Origin of the sequence: Peptoclostridium litorale DSM 5388 (assembly GCF_900141635.1) — a bacterium.
In the GTDB taxonomy this organism is placed as follows: Bacteria; Bacillota; Clostridia; order Peptostreptococcales; family Peptostreptococcaceae; genus Peptoclostridium; species Peptoclostridium litorale.
In genome coordinates this window covers 13,263-29,412 of record NZ_FSRH01000010.1, presented here as the reverse complement: position 1 = coordinate 29,412, position 16,150 = coordinate 13,263, and the positions used below count along the sequence as shown (strand labels likewise).

Here is a 16,150-nt window from a genome sequence, read left to right as displayed (position 1 = left end):
GATGCCAGTATTTGGTTGAACACTTAAATTTGCATTAAATTAAAAAAAGTTTTCAAAATGGTGCCTTAAAAAAATAATATCATCCGTATTGATTTTAAAATGGAAAATATTTTTTGGAGGTTATGCTATGTGTGTTGTTATTTTCAAAAAAAGGATAGAATTTATAAGGCTGTTTGCAGGTGAGCTTAGATTAAAGAGGTGTTCAAACAGGATAAGGGAGAAGCTTATAATGGATTATTCTCATGGGCTTGGAGTCAAGCTGACTGAGAGCATGATAAAAGAGCTAGCAGGGTAATTGGGATTTTGGACGGAATTTAGATATGGCAGCTTTAGAGAAAAGGGAAGTATTTAGGGAGAGTCGTTTATGGATTTTACATTTGTGTTTAATGACGTGGCTAAACTTGTGGATTACATAGTGGATATTTATGTTTTGTTTTTTAAAAAAGATGAATTCTATGACAAAGGATAAATGGAATGGAGCTGTTCATTCCAGGTTTTTGACAAATTAATCAAAAAGCCTTTTTTAATTTTTAAGGGCTTTTTTCTTTTTTGTAAAATATAAATATTAGGTATACTGATGGCCACAAAAAATTTTATATTTTAATAACAGGGGTATAATAAAAATACGGGAACTACTTATAATATCAGGTGGTTTGGAGATTTACTAGGCGTAGATGATATCGATGATGTAAAATAAATTTTGACTTTTGAGAAAATGCACGATACAATATGGTGAATATGTCCTACTGAAATGTCGGACTAAAGCATTACTGTTTATGCATAATTGGTTTACGTAATGAAAGAATTGGTTTTCCGTCCATAAAATGGTGAACAAGGCAAATTTTAATAGCGTTGTTTTTGATACATATATGAGTATTATTTATACAAGGAAAGTGAAAAAATATAGCCATGTGGATGCGGTTTTAAAATACTAGCGGGGATGGGAAATTTATGGATGATAAGATTATAGAAAAACAAAAGAAAATAGGATTTATTGTGGGGTTGACTTTATTACTTTTTATAACAACTATGATTTTAATAAAAAACAATCTGGAAACGGATTACAAAGATTTCATATTGGAAGGCATTTACTTTATTTTTACTTCAATTTGCCTTTTTATTTCATTTGGGTTTAAAATAAGATATTTGACCATGGGCTGGGGATTTTTATCCATATCCGTATTCTATGATATGGTGGATGAATTGAAATTCATTGAAATTCCAGAATGGCAAAGTTATTTGTTTGAGGGCATATTTTTTGGATTAGGTCTATTGTTAATTACATATGGGTTTTATAGGTCACTCGAAGAAAAAGAAACCATTCTGGAGGAATTAAGATATTCTGTACTTTATGATCAATTAACAAATTTGCCAAATAGAAGACATGTTGAAAAACATCTCACAGAAATAATTAAAGAGGCATTTGAGAAAAAAAGTAAAGCGGGCATATTGTTTATTGACTTGGACCGGTTTAAAGTAATAAATGACACATTGGGGCATTATTTTGGAGACGGTATTATACAGCTTGTAGCCCATCGGCTAAAAGGCATCGCAAAAGAAGATATGGTTGCTCGTTTGGGTGGAGATGAGTTTATACTGGTGATTCAAAATAAAGAAGACATAAAAGAATTAGAATTCACTGCAAAAAAGATTATCGATTCATTCAAGCACCCATTTACTATAAATGAAAAAGAAGTATATCTTTCCTGTAGTATTGGTATTGCCACGTTGCATGATTATGAAATGAATACGGAAATGTTATTTAAGAATGCAGACATTGCAATGTATAAGGCAAAAGAAGCCGGCAGAAACAATTACATATTTTACAACGATGCTATGAATGAATGTGCGGAGGAAAAACTTAAAGTTACACAGGAGTTAAGAAACGCCTTAATTAAAAGAGAATTTATTCTCCATTACCAGCCCAAGGTTAATATTCAAACAGGAGCAATTTCAGGATTGGAGGCCTTGGTAAGGTGGAACAACCCTGAACTAGGGCTTGTTTATCCGGACTATTTTATATCTATAGCGGAAGAAACAGGCCTAATTAAAGAGATTGATAAGCAAGTATTGGAATTGGCTTGTCTGCAAATCAGAAGTTGGAACAGCAAAAACTCAATACCTGTTAACATCTCAGTAAATATTTCTGCAAAATTATTTAATCAAAGAGATTTTGTAAATACACTGGAAAGCATATTAATAAATGCGGATATTGACCCATCATATATAGCAATAGAAATTACTGAAACTGCCGCCATGGAAGATATTAAAAATACGAACAGGATTTTAGAACAATTAAAAAAGATGAATATAAAAATATCACTAGATGACTTTGGAACAGGCTATTCATCTTTGAACTACTTAAAGACATTCCCAATAGACGAACTAAAAATCGACAAAATATTTGTTGATGGGATCGGCCGGGATGCAAAAGATGAATCTATTATTGAGGCGATGACAACAATGGCCAAAAATTTGGGCATAAAAGTAGTGTCTGAGGGAGTTGAAACGACTACACAGTTGAATTTTTTAAGAGCTATTGGTTCAGACGAATACCAGGGCTATCTTTTTAGTAAACCGCTTCCATTCGAAGATATTGAAAAAATGCTCAACTAAAATAGAGAATTATGCATACCCCTTGCCAGTGAAAGCCTGGCAGGGGTAGTTGTCGTGGCCGTGATTTAATTGCTGTTGTTATTTGGAGACATAATTGTATTATTAAATCCTGAGTTTTCGAAAGTACAGATTGCAATCAGAGCCAGAGCAGGCACAATATTTTCAGAACGTAAAAAATTATAACTTATTAAGTATACAATATATATTATGAATTATAAAATTTATTCTGAATTTTCATGCTAGAATAAAAACATGAAAGAGAACATTTTCAAGAACAGACTGGATAAAAAGGCAATGCCGGACATTATAGCGCAGGCACTCAAAGAGGCGGTGTTCAACGGTGAACTTAAGGGAGGGGAGCAGCTGAAACAGGAGGAGATCGCGGGCTTTTTCAACGTAAGCCTGACTCCTGTCAGGGAGGCTTTGAGGAGACTCGAAGCCCAAGGTCTTGTAAAAATTTCACCGAACAAGGGAGCATTTGTTACGAAGCTTTCTGCAGACGAGGGCAGGGAGATATTTGAAATAAGGATACTGCTTGAAAAGGGAGCCATAGAATTTGCAATAGAGAACCTGACACAGGAGGACATTCAAAAGGCAGGAAATATACTGGAGAGGATGGAGACTGAAAAAAAGGGAAGGGAGCTCAGCCGCCTAAACTGGGAGTTTCACGATACACTGTACAGGGCGTGCAAAAGACCCATGCTTCTTGAAATGATATACAACCTCCACATAAACGTGGAGAGGTATATGAGACTTTACCTCTTGGACATGAAGTACCATCCTACATCCCAAAAGGAGCATTATGAGCTTTTGAGGGCGTGCAGTGAAAAGAACGCCAAAAAGGCAGCAAGGGTGCTTGAAAAGCATATGAAAAATGCAAGTGATACTCTTGTTGAATTTTTAAGGGAAAGCCAGTAGTAAAAAGGGTATTTGACTATATTATAATCGAGGGAGCTGTTTATATGTGTAGCCGAATAGAGAAGATGAGACTTGACTATGTAAATACTAAACCTTCAATATGCGTTGAAAGGGCGGTAGCATTTACAAAGTCGCACATGGAAACTGAAGGGCAGCCGCTTATAATAAGGCGGGCGAAGGCGTTTCAAAAGGTTTGCGCTGAAATACCCGTAAACATATTTGAAGGTGAGGTAATAGTAGGGACACCAGGAAAATTCAAGAGATCGGGATTCATATGTCCGGAGTTTTCGTGGAAATGGGTGGAAGAGGAGATGGACGGTTTTTCCGAAAGGGAGCAGGACCCATATCTCATTGGAGACGAGCAAAAGGATATATTAAGAAGAGAGGTTTTCCCGTACTGGAAGGGAAAGTCGCTTGAGGAGACATTCCTAGCAAGGCTTCCAAGGGAGACTGCAAAAATAGCAGTCGATACGGGTATAGTAGACAATGACTCAAAGTGGAGAAGTGCCGTTGGTGAGATAACCCCGGACTACCAGGACATAATATTCAAAAAGGGATTCAGGGGAATAATAAAAGAGGCGAAAGAGCATTTGGATTCACTTGAGCCCCTTTCGGCAGAGTCTATTGAGAAGATACATTTTTACAAGGCGGCAATAAAAACGAGCAATGCAATAATAAACCTTGCAAGAAGGTATTCTGCATCCGCTGTTGAAGCGGCCAAGGCAGAGCCTGATGGGCAGCGCAAAAAAGAGCTTTTGGACATTGCGTTTGCCTGCGCGAATGTGCCTGAGAACCCTCCTCAGAGCTTCCACGAGGCAGTCCAGACGGTGTGGTTTGTTCAGCTGGGAGAGATACTTTCCGAGAATTCGCTTGCACTCAACCTGGGAAGATTCGACCAGTACATGTATCCTCTTTACGAAAGGGACATAAGGGCTGGAAAAATCACAAGGGAAAAGGCTCAGGAGCTCATAAACATGCTGTGGCTTAAGCTTTCAGAGTGGGTATGGGCGATATCCAAAAACACATCCCAGTATTTTGCGGGCTACAATGCATTCCAAAACCTAACTGTAGGCGGAAGAAAAAGGGACGGAAGCGACGCTACAAACGAGATCTCATACATGTGCATTGAAGCTACGCAGATGCTAAAGACCCACCAGCCGGGGCTTAGCGTCCGTATACACAGGGACTGCCCGAAGGAGTTTTTGGTCAAGGTATGCTCTCTTATAAGCAAGGGCATGGGCTTTCCCGCCGTTCACAACGATGACGTTGGAGCAAAAATGCTAATTGAGGCGGGGCTTTCACCAGAGGACGCTATGGACTGGAGCAACTGCGGATGCGTTGTTCCACACTTCAGGAAAATAGGAGAGTGGACCGCCGCAGCTAATATCAACCTGGCTGCAGCGCTTGAATATGCGCTGAATGACGGAAAGAGCAGAATAACCGGCGAGATTATGGGTGTTAGAGAAGACATGTCATTGCTTTCAAGATTTGAAGATGTCAAGCAGGCGTATTTCAGACAGCTTTCAAACCTTATAAAGCATTCCGTAATCGCGACGCTTGTGGCGCAGCAGATACACGGCGAGATCGTGCCAAGGCCTTTCCTTTCACTTTTGGTGGACGGCTGCATCCAAAGCGGAAAGGACCTCAGCAGAGGGGGTGCCAGATACAATGTTGGACCTGTGCTTACGGGAATAGGTGTTGCAGACGTTGCCAACTCGCTTGCGGCTGTCAGAAGGCTTGTGTTTGAAAAACAAGCGGTTTCACTTGAAGAGCTAAATGAGGCTTTAGATGCCAACTGGCAGGGTCATGAGCAGCTTAGAAAGGCCGCGGTAGAATGCCCTAAATACGGGAATGACATCGACTATGTGGACAATATGGCGGCAGAGATAGCTGAATTTTACAACAGAGAGATTAAAAAATACAGGGACTTTTTCGGGTCGCCATTCAATTCGGCTTTCATGGGGATATCAAATTATGTGCCAACTGGAAAGGTCGTAGGAGCGCTGCCTGATGGAAGGCTTTCGAAAACGCCTCTTACGGAAGGGGTGTCGCCTCATGCTGGAACGGATGTCACAAGCCCTACAGCGGCAATGAGGTCTGCAAGCAAGATAGATCATAATGTGCACTCGGGGGGAACTCTTTTGAATGTGAAGCTTTCACCTGACATAGTACGGGATGAGACCGGAATTTCAAACATGGCGGCTCTGATAAGGGGATGCTTTTCTCTTGGAGCATTCCACGTGCAGTTCAATGTAATATCTGCAGAAACGCTCAGAAAGGCTCAAAGCGATCCTGAAAGCCACAGAGACCTTCTTGTAAGGGTTGCAGGCTACAGCACCCAGTTTATAAACCTTTCAAGGGAGATGCAGGATGCAATAATAGAAAGAACAACTTATGATACTGTATAGCGTGAACATATGTATGGAAATATACTAAGGACGGGTCAATATCCTGGAATGTAATCTATATTGAAATAGAGTAAAAACTGCGGCTTTATAAACAATCAGCCGCAGTTTTTGTGATATTTTTATACTTCCCGTACTATTTTGCGGTAATTGCCGCCATAGTTATATAGTTGTAAGGCTTGTTGAAGTGTGGAAGGAAGAATATGTCCGTCAGTGCGAGCTTGTCTACTGTCACTTTTTCCTGTATTGCAAGCGAGAACATGTGTATTCCCATTGACATGTCATAAGTGGATGCCATCTGGGCTCCAAGTATTACCCTCGTTTTAGCATCGTATACTATCCTTACCTTTACATTTGGGTTTTCGGATTGTATGAAATCCGCCTTTTGGAGGTCTTCAAAGTCGGTTGAAAGAGCGTCTATTCCAAGCTCTTTTGCCTTGTTTAATGTCAGCCCTGTTGAAACCATCTTTAGGTCGTATATGCATATTCCATTGGAGCCCTGCACCCCTACGGATTCAATATCTGTGCCGCATGCATTGTGAGCTGCCACTATTCCAGACCTTACTGCGTTTGTTGCAAGTGCGATGTAGTTTGGAGCGTCGATGGTATTATCGTATACTGTTGCGCAGTCCCCTATCGCGTATACGTCAGGTATGCTTGTCTGCTGCCTCTTGTCTACAAGATATGAGCCGTTTTTAAAAGTATCAATATTGTCTTTTCCAAGTGAAGTGTTGGGCGTAAATCCTATGCAAAGAACAACCATGTCTGACTTGTATGTGTTCTTGTCAGTCACCACCTCCTCGACTTTTCCATTTCCCTTTATCTCAGTCACCCTTTCGCCGAATGCAAGGTTGATGCCATGCTTTTCAAGGTTTTCCCTCATTAGGGCTGTGAAGCCTTCGTCGTAATATGAAGGAAGGCATGTATGTGCTATGTCTATAAGGGTAGTGTTTTTGCCGTGGCGCTCAAATGCCTCTGCAAGCTCCACTCCTATGTATCCTGCGCCTACAACAGTTACATTTTTTATATCTGGATTTTTAATCTTTTCTATTACTTCTTCGGCGTGCTGGTAAAGCTTTACCAGCTGTACGTTCCCAAGGTCTATTCCTGGAATATTAGGAACTATAGGCCAAGATCCCGTGGCAAGTATCAGCTTGTCATAGCTATCTTCATGCCTTGTGCCATCTTTCAATGTTGCATGGACTATTTTATTTTCAAAGTCGATATGCTCAACCGGCGACTCCATATGGACAGTGGCGCCTAAAGATTCGAGATTTTCTCTGTTCGAGTAGAAAAGACCGTCAGATCCGCTTATCTGGTCTCCTATCCAAAGCGCCATTCCACATCCCAAAAAGCTTATGTTGGAATTTGAGTCAAAAACCGATACATCCGTATCCGGACAGTTTGACAGAATGGTATTTATGGCAGCAGTACCTGCATGGTTTGCACCTACAACGATAATTTTGCTCATTATGTATCTCCTCCTGATATGGGATTTATTTTAAGAAATCGAAACTATACTAAAAAGGTATAAAATGCTGTAACAACATTATACCACCAGTTAATAAAATAGCAAATAGTTTTGTGAAAAATAGTATCCACTAAGCTGATGTGGGTGGCGCGATGTGATGTAAGAGACCTGAAACCCCTAGTGCTGATTGAAATCAAATGCGCACACAGGCGTTAATACCTAAATGCAAGCGGACGGTTTGCAAATGCGGCAAAGCTTGTTAATCCCAATATGTTAGGGTAAAATTAAACTATATATAATTTTAGGATTTGCTGAGGATGGTGAGAAGGTGGAAAAGAATTTTGTCAGGGATGTTTTACAGCAGGCTCCCTTTGGATATGCATATCACAAGGTGATACTTGACCACGAGGGAAAGCCAAAGGACTATGTATTCCTTGACGTCAACCCAGCATTTGAAAAAATGACAGGTCTCAAGGGAGATGAAATAATAGGCAAGGGAGTAGTAGATGTCATTCCGGGGATAAGGGATGGAGGCTTTGACTGGGTTGCATTTTACGGCATGGTTGCAATGGACGGGAAAGGGCGTGATATAACACAGTACTTGGAGGCCCTGGACAGATGGTACAAGGTGAGTGCGTTTTCTCTTGAAAAAGGGTATTTTACCGTGGTGTTTCAGGAAGTTACTGAGGAGATGCAAAGGATTGAAAAGCTGGAGTCACAAAAAAAGCAAATAGAGAAATTGGCAGAGGAAAAGGAAAACCTTTTGAAAATACGCCAGGCAATGTTCCGGGAGCATGCGGCTATAATGCTTATTATAGAGCCTTCTACAGGCAAGATTATAGAGGCCAACCCTTCTGCATGCAGTTTTTACGGATATGAACGGGAAGAGCTTATCAATATGAAAATCCAGGATATAAATATGCTAAGCGATGAAGAGGTGAAAATGCGCCGCACTATGGCTCTTGAGAAAAAGCAGAAGTATTTCATTTTCACACACAGACTGAAAAGCGGGGAAACGAGAATTGTAGAAGTCTATTCGTGCCCTATCACATATAATGGCGCAAAAGTGCTCTATTCGATCATATTTGACGTTACAAGACGTGAAAAATATAAAAAAAGGCTGTATGAGGAAAAGGAGCTTTTAAAAACGACACTTTTTTCGATAGGTGACGGGGTTATAACAACGGATGAACACGGCAGTATAAAGCTTATAAATAAAACCGCCCAGCAGATTACGGGATACGATGAAAAAGAGGTGAAAGGAAGGTGTTTTTCGGATGTATTCAAGTTTGCAGATGAAATTTCGGGCGATGAGATTGAAGACCCTGTAACTGAAGCGCTAAAGGGCACGAAAGAGGCTAAAATAGAAGGAACAGCTGTAATTAGAGTGAAAGCTGGAGCCCTAAAGCCCATATCAAAAAGTATAGCTACGATAAAAGCTGAAGACGGGCAGTTGATGGGAGCAGTAATGGCTTTTAGGGATGTTTCAAAAGAGAAAGAGCAGCAGGAAAAAATAATCTACCTGAGCTATCACGATTCTCTAACTGGTATTTATAACAGAAGATTCATGGAGGAGAATATAAAGAGGCTAGACACAGCTTGCCAGCTGCCCCTATCCATTATAATGGGAGATCTCAACGGGCTTAAGCTGACGAATGATGTGTTTGGACACGATGCTGGAGACAGGCTTTTAATTGAAGCGGTAGATGTAATAAAGAAAAGCTGCAGATGTGAGGATATAATTGCCAGATGGGGCGGCGATGAGTTTTTGATACTGCTTCCCCAAACAAATAGCGAAACGGCAGAAGGAATAGTGCAAAATATCAGAAGGGTTTGCAGTGAAAAAGGCGATGGGAACCAAAAGCTCAGCATAGCTTTGGGAACTGATACAAAGACTGATGCTATTGAAGATTTTAAGCAGGTAATGAGAAAGGCCGAGGAGCTTATGTATCAGACCAAGCTAATCGAGGGGAAAGGCTACAGGGAAAACATCATAGAGGCTCTTATGGCAACCCTTTTTGAAAAAAGCTGTGAAATGGACGAACATGGAGATAGGCTGCAAAACACCTGCATATGCATAGGAAGAAGCTTGAATCTGACGTCAAAGGCGCTTGGAGAGCTCAGGCTTTTGGCAAAGCTGCATGATATAGGCAAGGTCGCCATTGACGAGAATATTTTAAACAAGCCCGGACCGCTTACCAACCGCGAATGGGGGGAGATCAAAAAGCATCCGGAGGTGGGCTTTAGGATAGCCCAGAACATATCGGAGATTTCACCTGTTGCGGAGTATATACTCTGCCACCATGAGAGATGGGATGGAAGGGGATATCCAAGAGGGCTCAAGGGAGAGGAAATTCCGTTGCTTTCAAGGATACTTTCTGTGGTTGATGCATTCGACGCAATGACGAATGACAGGGCGTACAGAGAAAAGATGGAAACAAAAGAGGCGTTGGCTGAAATCAAAAGGAATTCGGGCACTCAGTTTGACCCGGAGATTGTGGAAAAATTCATGAATGCAAATTGCATGAATGAGTAAAACATGAAATGATGGGACATATCAATCGCGAGTGTTTGAAATTAAACATAGTATAAACATATTAAAAGACATGCAAGTCTGTGTTTTATCAGATTACATGTCTTTTGGTGTTTTAAGCAAAACTTGAGACTAGAATACTACAACCCCAGGTCTTTTCTTATGTCATTCCTGTAATTAACAAGTTCTTCAAACTGGTACATGAAAAGTATCTTCTTGTCCTTTACTGAATCACCAGAAGGCTTTGGCTGAGTTATGAAGCATCTGTATGTTTCGGCTATGTCCTCGGCGGGATTTGTGGCTGCATAGTCTGATACAAACCTGTCCTTATGTTTCTCGTAGAAATCCGTGTTTTTTTCGTATCTTTCGTCTTCGGTTATATCGAGACTCTCTATTTCGCTGTGCTCATCTATAATATCCAGCCAGAACTTATTGTAAAACTGGTTAAGGTAAGACTCTTTTTTGAGAGTGCCCTCTTCTACTGTATAGTTTAATGAGTATTCATTTCTCAGCGGCATCATCTGGTCCTTGTTTAGAGTCATTATGTGGGCAAACTCATGCAGCACGGTATTGTTGAATTCTTCAGTATGCTTTTTATCGGCATCGAGTGCGTCCCTTATGTCTATTGCCAGTCTCCAGCTGCTCGCATCTGTATTTTCAGGAGTGACATGGGCCATTACGTTTTCAAATCCGTCTGTGTTTATTTCGAATTTTGATATTTTATCCAGATAATCATCTGGGATGAGATTTTTCGAATCGGCCCACAGCCCTTTGTAAAGCTCCATGTCTTCCTTTGAAATCTCATCGGCCCCTTTCAAACTTGCATCGCTTAGCTTGATTTTGCTGTTTTCAACGTCAAACAGAGCCAAGAGCGCAGAGCGATTTTCAATTTGGTAGTTTACCTCGTCGGGGTTTATTCCGTTTTTGCTCAAAATCATTCCGAGTTTATTTGAACATTCCCAAATTTCATCTTCTTTTTCCTGGATTTGTTTGACTATATTGTTGTCAGAAAGCTCTTCAATCTCCTCGCTGAGAATTTCAAGATTTTCACTCAGCTTCTGCAGTTTGTTAAAGTCCTCGGAGCTGATCTTGTGTTTTATTGAATTTAAATACTGGCCGTAGCTTTGGAATGGCACGGCTATACCAAGGGACTCAAGCTCTTTGTCGAAATCCTGCCAAAGGCGCGCCATTTCCTCGGAGTCATCTTCATAGGGGCTTACAGACAACTCTTTTATGCTTGAATATATTTTTCCAAGCTCTTCTATATCGCTGCTTTCCAGCTTGCTGTAATCTATGCCTAGGTATTCCTTCAGGGAAGGCATTTCGTATTCTTCTTGACCTGAAGAATGTCTGCTTACCGAAGCCTCTAAAGCGGGTTTGCAAGTCAACATCAACTCCGCAGTGTTGGATTTTAATGCGCAGCCCCCTGAGGCGATAAGCATAAACGAGAGTGATGCTAATATAAGTTTTTTATTCATAACAGTCTCCTTTCATGTTCAACAAGTAGCATATTTTATTTATACATAAATATTATCCATTCAAACTTTCATGTAGCATAAGGCATCCTTAAATTAATCTTAATTAAGCCTAAAGGCATTTGATATTGCAAAGGCCTTTGTGGTAAATTCAAATCATAGAAATGTGAAAAGCAGAGTTTTACAAAAAGTTTTAGTGAGGAAAGGAACTGGACATGAAAATAAAGATACTAGTCATGGAAGACGACAGGGGCATAAACAATCTGATAAAAATGCATCTGAAAGGCGAGGGGTATGAAGTGGTGCAGGCGTTTGACGGAGAGGAAGCCATAGAAAGGTTTACGCCAGACATAAGCCTTGCAATACTTGATGTAATGGTTCCCGAAAAAGATGGTTTTGAAGTGCTTTCGTTTATAAGAAAAAGCAGCGAGATACCTGTCATTTTTCTCACTGCAAGGGGCGCTGACGAGGACAAGGTTCTTGCTCTTGGCATGGGGGCGGATGATTATGTTACAAAGCCTTTTGGCATTGGTGAGGTGATATCCAGATGCAAGGCTCATCTTAGAAGATACATGGAGTACAGCGCAAGAGAATTGGAAGGCGTAATAACAAACGGGGAGATAAGGATTGAAAAGGAAGGGTTCAAGGCTTACAGGGGGTCAAGCCCATTGAGTCTCAGCGCCAAGGAATTCAAACTGCTTACGCTTTTCATGGAAAACCAGGGCAGGGTGTTTACAAAGAGGCAGCTTTACGAGCACGTTTGGGAAGAGTTTTTTCTGGGGGACGACAACACTATAATGGTTCACATAAGCAGGCTTAGAGAAAAGCTTGAAGAGAACCCCAAGGCGCCCGAATACATAAAGACTATAAAGTGCCTTGGATACAGAATGGAGTCGAAGTAAAATGGGGTCGAAAATATCAAGGCAGTTTGCCATAAATTATATGATAATGTTCCTCCTCATAATAGCGCTTGCCGTTACGACAATACTGCTCCAGGATGCGTATTTTACCAGCATTGAGGAAAAGGCATCCATAGATACCGATGAGATGATAAGGGACTACAAAAGCAATGGGCTTGAGTACGCATTCAATCGCCAGCCGGTTGAAAAAGGAGACTACATAGAGGTCATAGACAACGACTATAAAGTATTGGACAGCGTGAACTCGCCGAATTCAAAGGGCTATGTGTATACACTCAGGGAGTTCAACGAAATGATATTTTCGCAAGACTACCTGGGGTACCATTATGTAGAATACATAGACGATTCCGACAGATTCATGCTGCTTTACATGTCCGAGGGACGCGACTATAAGGGTGTTCTTATGTTTTTCATAGGGGTTTTCATAGCGCTTTCATTCATGGCTGCAGTCGTATATGCAAACGTAACATCAAAGAAGATAATAACTCCTATAGGAAAGCTTGTGGAAGGAGTAGTCCTCATAGGCAGGGGGGATTATGACTTTGACATTAAGTTTGATTCGTCGAATGAACTGGAAATTTTAAAGGATTCAATAAACAGCATGAGCAAAAAGATAAAGCAGGAGATAGGCCTCAGGGAAAAATCGGAATCCAACAGGAAAAAGCTTATACTAAACATATCCCATGATGTGAAGACGCCTTTGACAAACATAATAGGCTACTCGCAAACGCTTATAGATTCAAATGAGATAAAGGAATTTAACTGCGAAGATGTGCAAAGGGCTCTTGAAATAATAAACTCAAACGGGGTTCTTGCAAACAAGCTCATACAGGAGCTTTTTGAGCTTTCTCACATAGAAATGGATGAAGGGCCGATTAAGACTGAAAAAGCCGATATTTGCGAGCTCATGAGAATAAAGCTCATACAGTATGTGAATGAATTTGAAGACAATGGAATAGACTATTCTTTTGACATACCGGACGGGCCTGTAATTTTAGATGTAAACAAGATTAAATTTGAAAGGGCAATAGACAATATAATTCAAAACAGCATGAAATACAACAAGAGGGACTTTTCAATAGACGTCTCCATGAAGAGCGAAAATTCCAAAGTCATAATAGCCATATCTGATACGGGGGTCGGCATACCAAAGGAATACAACAGTATAATATTTGAGCCTATGGTAAGGGTTGAAAATTCGAGAAACAGGGAGTTTGGCGGTTCGGGGCTGGGACTTTCCATAACGAGACATATAATTGAAAAACATGGAGGAACGATATCGCTGGACTCAGCGTATGAGAGTGGATGCAGGTTTGTAATAGAAATCGACCATTTTTAGACTTTGTGGACAAGTACTTATTCAGATGATAGAATGACTTTTGATTTTATATGAGTATGATTTAAAAGATTACAGATATGGGATTGCTTGATGTGGTCTTTGTATTATGCAAAGGGAGATTTTAACTGGCAGTTGTTATCCTTGTAATGGAAAGGGTATGGGTATTATATGCTGTGAAATAGATTTTATGGCAGTTTGGATTAAAGTGCCTACCTATTGCATTGCATAAAACAATTTTAAGACCATGTGAAAATCAAATTTGTACAGGGAGGGGAGATATGTGATTAATAGGCTTAGGGAATTAATAAGAAATCAGAAAGACGTCACAATAGAAGAAGTGGTGCAATTGGCGCTTGTTATTGACATCCCACAGGATCAGCTTCTGGATTTTATTAATCAACTAGAGCTTTCTGTGAATGAAAAGATACAGGGTATTTTGGAATATGAGGATTTGAGCATTTCTGAAATCGCCAAGCGTGTCAGTGGAATACGTGATGAAGATATTGCATATGAGGATATGGCGGAAAGGCTGAAAAATGAGAATTTAAGCTATATTGACGCTGAAGAAATACTTGCAGCTGCAGGGTATAAATTATATATTACAAAGGAAAGAGTAGAAAATTAAGAATTGTCCTATCAATAGGGCTTGTATACACATGACTGAAGTCACCAGCATACAAGCCCTATTGATAGGTTGTTTTTATAAGCGAAATGATAAATTCATAAATTCATAAATTCATTTTCCAACACTAAAGGATTCTTCAAGTAGGGGAACTTTTTTAAAAGACCAGTTTTTAAAATCACCGTCATTAAAAGGGCAGTAGAGCTTATATTTTACTGTCTTGAATATGCTGTTTTCGCTGTAGGCATCCACAAACCTGGGCATGGCCTCTATCAGCCCCATTCTTACTCTTCTCAAAGGATTACACACCAGGTCTGCTATCTGCAGACCAGCTATGTTTTCAGACTTGTCCCTGTATTCGAATGATCTCATTTTTCTCATTTGAGTGGATATATCCATATAAGGTGTACCCGAATTGTATATGTTAAAAAAGGCTCTTTGGGCCATGAAGTTGAGATTAGGGTTTCTTGACTCACAAATTATATTAAGGCTTTCAGTGTCCTCGCTGTCTAGAATATAGTAAACAGCCTGGAACAGATGTCCAAAGGCTACCTCATATACGTTTTTGGGAGTCTTAAAATATTTATAAAGCATTTCCTTGTCAACTGTTATTGATATTATTTTAAAGTTGACACTGTACAAGAATTCAGGAAGCTTGCTCCAAAAGTACCTGAGCTGAACGCTTGAGACGCCATTTTCCATGCTGAAATCATTAACGCCCTCGGAAATATCCTTTAGATGAAGTATTATATCCTTTCTTCCAAAACAGTCAATTTTAAACGCATTAAGCTTTTCGTCCAATTCGTCTATGTATTTCTTGTTAAAAACGCATGCGGCAATGGCGAAAAAACCCTTGTCTCCGCCTGTGACCCCGGATTCATCAATATAAATAACATATTTGATTTTTTTTGACTTTTTCACATGTTTTTCCATGTTAGGCACCTCGTTGTAGTTTGTTGTTGGTTTTACTGCAAGATGTACTTCTTTAAAATCGTTTGCATTTGTCTATTGATTCAACAATTTTGAGTTATTTTTTGCCAACATATATGCCATAGCCCCAGCTTTTTAAGAACCTCTTTGGAATCGACAGGGAATCCTTTACCATATCCTTCATTATGCTCCTGTACTCATTGCTTTTTACAATCAAAGAGAGCAATTTTAAAGTGAATCTCATATAATCCCTTGCTTCCAGGCCCCTCACCTCATTGAGCCATTGCCTGAATATTTTCATTTCATAATTTAGGGCTGTTATTTCATGAAAGCCGCCATTTTCAAGAAGTCCAATCCAGCTGCTCATAGTCTCGGGAACAACACCTCCCATGGCTCGCTTCATGAAATCTGCCACATCGAGATCGGGCTCACCCATCCAAGTGATTTCGTTTATGCCGACATATCCGCTTGATTTCAAAACCCGTGCATACTCACTGATTCCCCTGGTCTTGTCATCTAAAAAAGCAGTCACAGACTCGCTTATAACCACGTCAAACAGCCCTTCCTCAAAGGGAAGGTTCTGGGCATCGGCAACTTTGAACTCCACAATGTCTTCAAGGCCTTTTCTATTCGCTCTCTCCCTTGCATGCTGTATCATCTTTTCTGAAATATCTATTCCCACCACTTTGCATCCATAATTTTCTGCTATATGGCATGAACTCATTCCAGGCCCGCAGCCGACATCCAGCACATATGAATCACTGTCAATTTTGCAAAGGACTGCGAGTTTGTCAGTAGCAGATCTTCCGCCTCCGTGCTTCGTAACTCCTATTTCGGCCTGAATTTCAAAATAGGGGTTTTTGATTTTGCCGGTTTCAGATTTTTTTGAGCGTTTTGAATTTTTCATTTTTCATCACCCCC

12 protein-coding genes are annotated in these 16,150 nt (G+C 40.3%); 8 read left to right on the top strand and 4 right to left on the bottom strand.

Annotated features, from left to right (window positions below; genetic code table 11):
* The first annotated feature begins 127 nt into the window (after positions 1-127).
* From BUQ87_RS15265 to BUQ87_RS09980, 4 genes are all read left to right on the top strand, one after another.
* Positions 128-295, top strand: coding sequence for a hypothetical protein (locus BUQ87_RS15265; protein ID WP_159434315.1), 168 nt, complete (start codon positions 128-130; stop codon positions 293-295).
* A gap of 656 nt (positions 296-951) precedes the next feature.
* Positions 952-2,616, top strand: coding sequence for an EAL domain-containing protein (locus BUQ87_RS09990; protein ID WP_052636041.1), 1,665 nt, complete (start codon positions 952-954; stop codon positions 2,614-2,616).
* Between the two features lie 252 nt (positions 2,617-2,868).
* On the top strand, positions 2,869-3,534 hold the full coding sequence (locus tag BUQ87_RS09985; protein ID WP_038263804.1) for a GntR family transcriptional regulator: 666 nt from the start codon (positions 2,869-2,871) through the stop codon (positions 3,532-3,534).
* A 44-nt stretch (positions 3,535-3,578) separates the two neighbouring features.
* Complete coding sequence (locus tag BUQ87_RS09980; RefSeq protein WP_038263806.1) at positions 3,579-5,942, top strand: glycyl radical protein; 2,364 nt, start codon at positions 3,579-3,581, stop codon at positions 5,940-5,942.
* Positions 5,943-6,075: 133 nt separating this feature from the next.
* On the opposite strand, the gene nox is transcribed toward BUQ87_RS09980, so the two are convergent.
* Positions 6,076-7,410: a H2O-forming NADH oxidase gene (nox, locus tag BUQ87_RS09975; RefSeq protein ID WP_038263809.1), complete on the bottom strand. Its 1,335-nt coding sequence runs from the start codon at positions 7,408-7,410 to the stop codon at positions 6,076-6,078.
* A 328-nt stretch (positions 7,411-7,738) separates the two neighbouring features.
* On the opposite strand from nox, the gene BUQ87_RS09970 reads away from it, so the two are divergent.
* Positions 7,739-9,946, top strand: a complete 2,208-nt coding sequence (locus BUQ87_RS09970; protein WP_038263812.1) for a PAS domain S-box protein — start codon at positions 7,739-7,741, stop codon at positions 9,944-9,946.
* Positions 9,947-10,083: 137 nt separating this feature from the next.
* Here BUQ87_RS09970 and BUQ87_RS09965 read toward each other — a convergent pair whose 3' ends face one another.
* Entirely contained in the window at positions 10,084-11,421 is a 1,338-nt protein-coding gene (locus BUQ87_RS09965; RefSeq protein ID WP_038263814.1) for a zinc-binding metallopeptidase, read from the bottom strand.
* 212 nt (positions 11,422-11,633) lie between these two features.
* Between BUQ87_RS09965 and BUQ87_RS09960 the strand changes: the two genes are divergently transcribed.
* From BUQ87_RS09960 to BUQ87_RS09950, 3 genes are all read left to right on the top strand, one after another.
* A complete protein-coding gene (locus tag BUQ87_RS09960) occupies positions 11,634-12,320 on the top strand; it encodes a response regulator transcription factor (RefSeq protein WP_074210091.1) in 687 nt (228 codons plus the stop codon).
* Position 12,321: 1 nt separating this feature from the next.
* Complete coding sequence (locus BUQ87_RS09955; RefSeq protein WP_052636042.1) at positions 12,322-13,677, top strand: sensor histidine kinase; 1,356 nt, start codon at positions 12,322-12,324, stop codon at positions 13,675-13,677.
* A 280-nt stretch (positions 13,678-13,957) separates the two neighbouring features.
* Positions 13,958-14,302 carry a hypothetical protein gene (locus tag BUQ87_RS09950; RefSeq protein ID WP_038263815.1) on the top strand — a complete coding sequence of 115 codons (345 nt, stop codon included), beginning with the start codon at positions 13,958-13,960 and terminating at the stop codon, positions 14,300-14,302.
* Positions 14,303-14,413: 111 nt separating this feature from the next.
* On the opposite strand, the gene BUQ87_RS09945 is transcribed toward BUQ87_RS09950, so the two are convergent.
* Complete coding sequence (locus tag BUQ87_RS09945) at positions 14,414-15,232, bottom strand: DUF3800 domain-containing protein (RefSeq protein ID WP_052636043.1); 819 nt, start codon at positions 15,230-15,232, stop codon at positions 14,414-14,416.
* A 94-nt stretch (positions 15,233-15,326) separates the two neighbouring features.
* Complete coding sequence (locus tag BUQ87_RS09940; protein WP_052636044.1) at positions 15,327-16,136, bottom strand: class I SAM-dependent methyltransferase; 810 nt, start codon at positions 16,134-16,136, stop codon at positions 15,327-15,329.
* Between the last annotated feature and the right edge of the window lie 14 nt (positions 16,137-16,150).

What these genes read in the sequence shown, in the direction of transcription:
- BUQ87_RS15265 (WP_159434315.1), top strand. Translation starts at nt 128, where the DNA reads ATGTGTGTTGTTATTTTCAAAAAAAGGATAGAATTTATAAGGCTGTTT.
- BUQ87_RS09990 (WP_052636041.1), top strand. Translation starts at nt 952, where the DNA reads ATGGATGATAAGATTATAGAAAAACAAAAGAAAATAGGATTTATTGTG.
- BUQ87_RS09985 (WP_038263804.1), top strand. Translation starts at nt 2,869, where the DNA reads ATGAAAGAGAACATTTTCAAGAACAGACTGGATAAAAAGGCAATGCCG.
- BUQ87_RS09980 (WP_038263806.1), top strand. Translation starts at nt 3,579, where the DNA reads ATGTGTAGCCGAATAGAGAAGATGAGACTTGACTATGTAAATACTAAA.
- nox (WP_038263809.1), bottom strand. Translation starts at nt 7,410, where the DNA reads ATGAGCAAAATTATCGTTGTAGGTGCAAACCATGCAGGTACTGCTGCC.
- BUQ87_RS09965 (WP_038263814.1), bottom strand. Translation starts at nt 11,421, where the DNA reads ATGAATAAAAAACTTATATTAGCATCACTCTCGTTTATGCTTATCGCC.
- BUQ87_RS09960 (WP_074210091.1), top strand. Translation starts at nt 11,634, where the DNA reads ATGAAAATAAAGATACTAGTCATGGAAGACGACAGGGGCATAAACAAT.
- BUQ87_RS09955 (WP_052636042.1), top strand. Translation starts at nt 12,322, where the DNA reads ATGGGGTCGAAAATATCAAGGCAGTTTGCCATAAATTATATGATAATG.
- BUQ87_RS09945 (WP_052636043.1), bottom strand. Translation starts at nt 15,232, where the DNA reads ATGGAAAAACATGTGAAAAAGTCAAAAAAAATCAAATATGTTATTTAT.
- BUQ87_RS09940 (WP_052636044.1), bottom strand. Translation starts at nt 16,136, where the DNA reads ATGAAAAATTCAAAACGCTCAAAAAAATCTGAAACCGGCAAAATCAAA.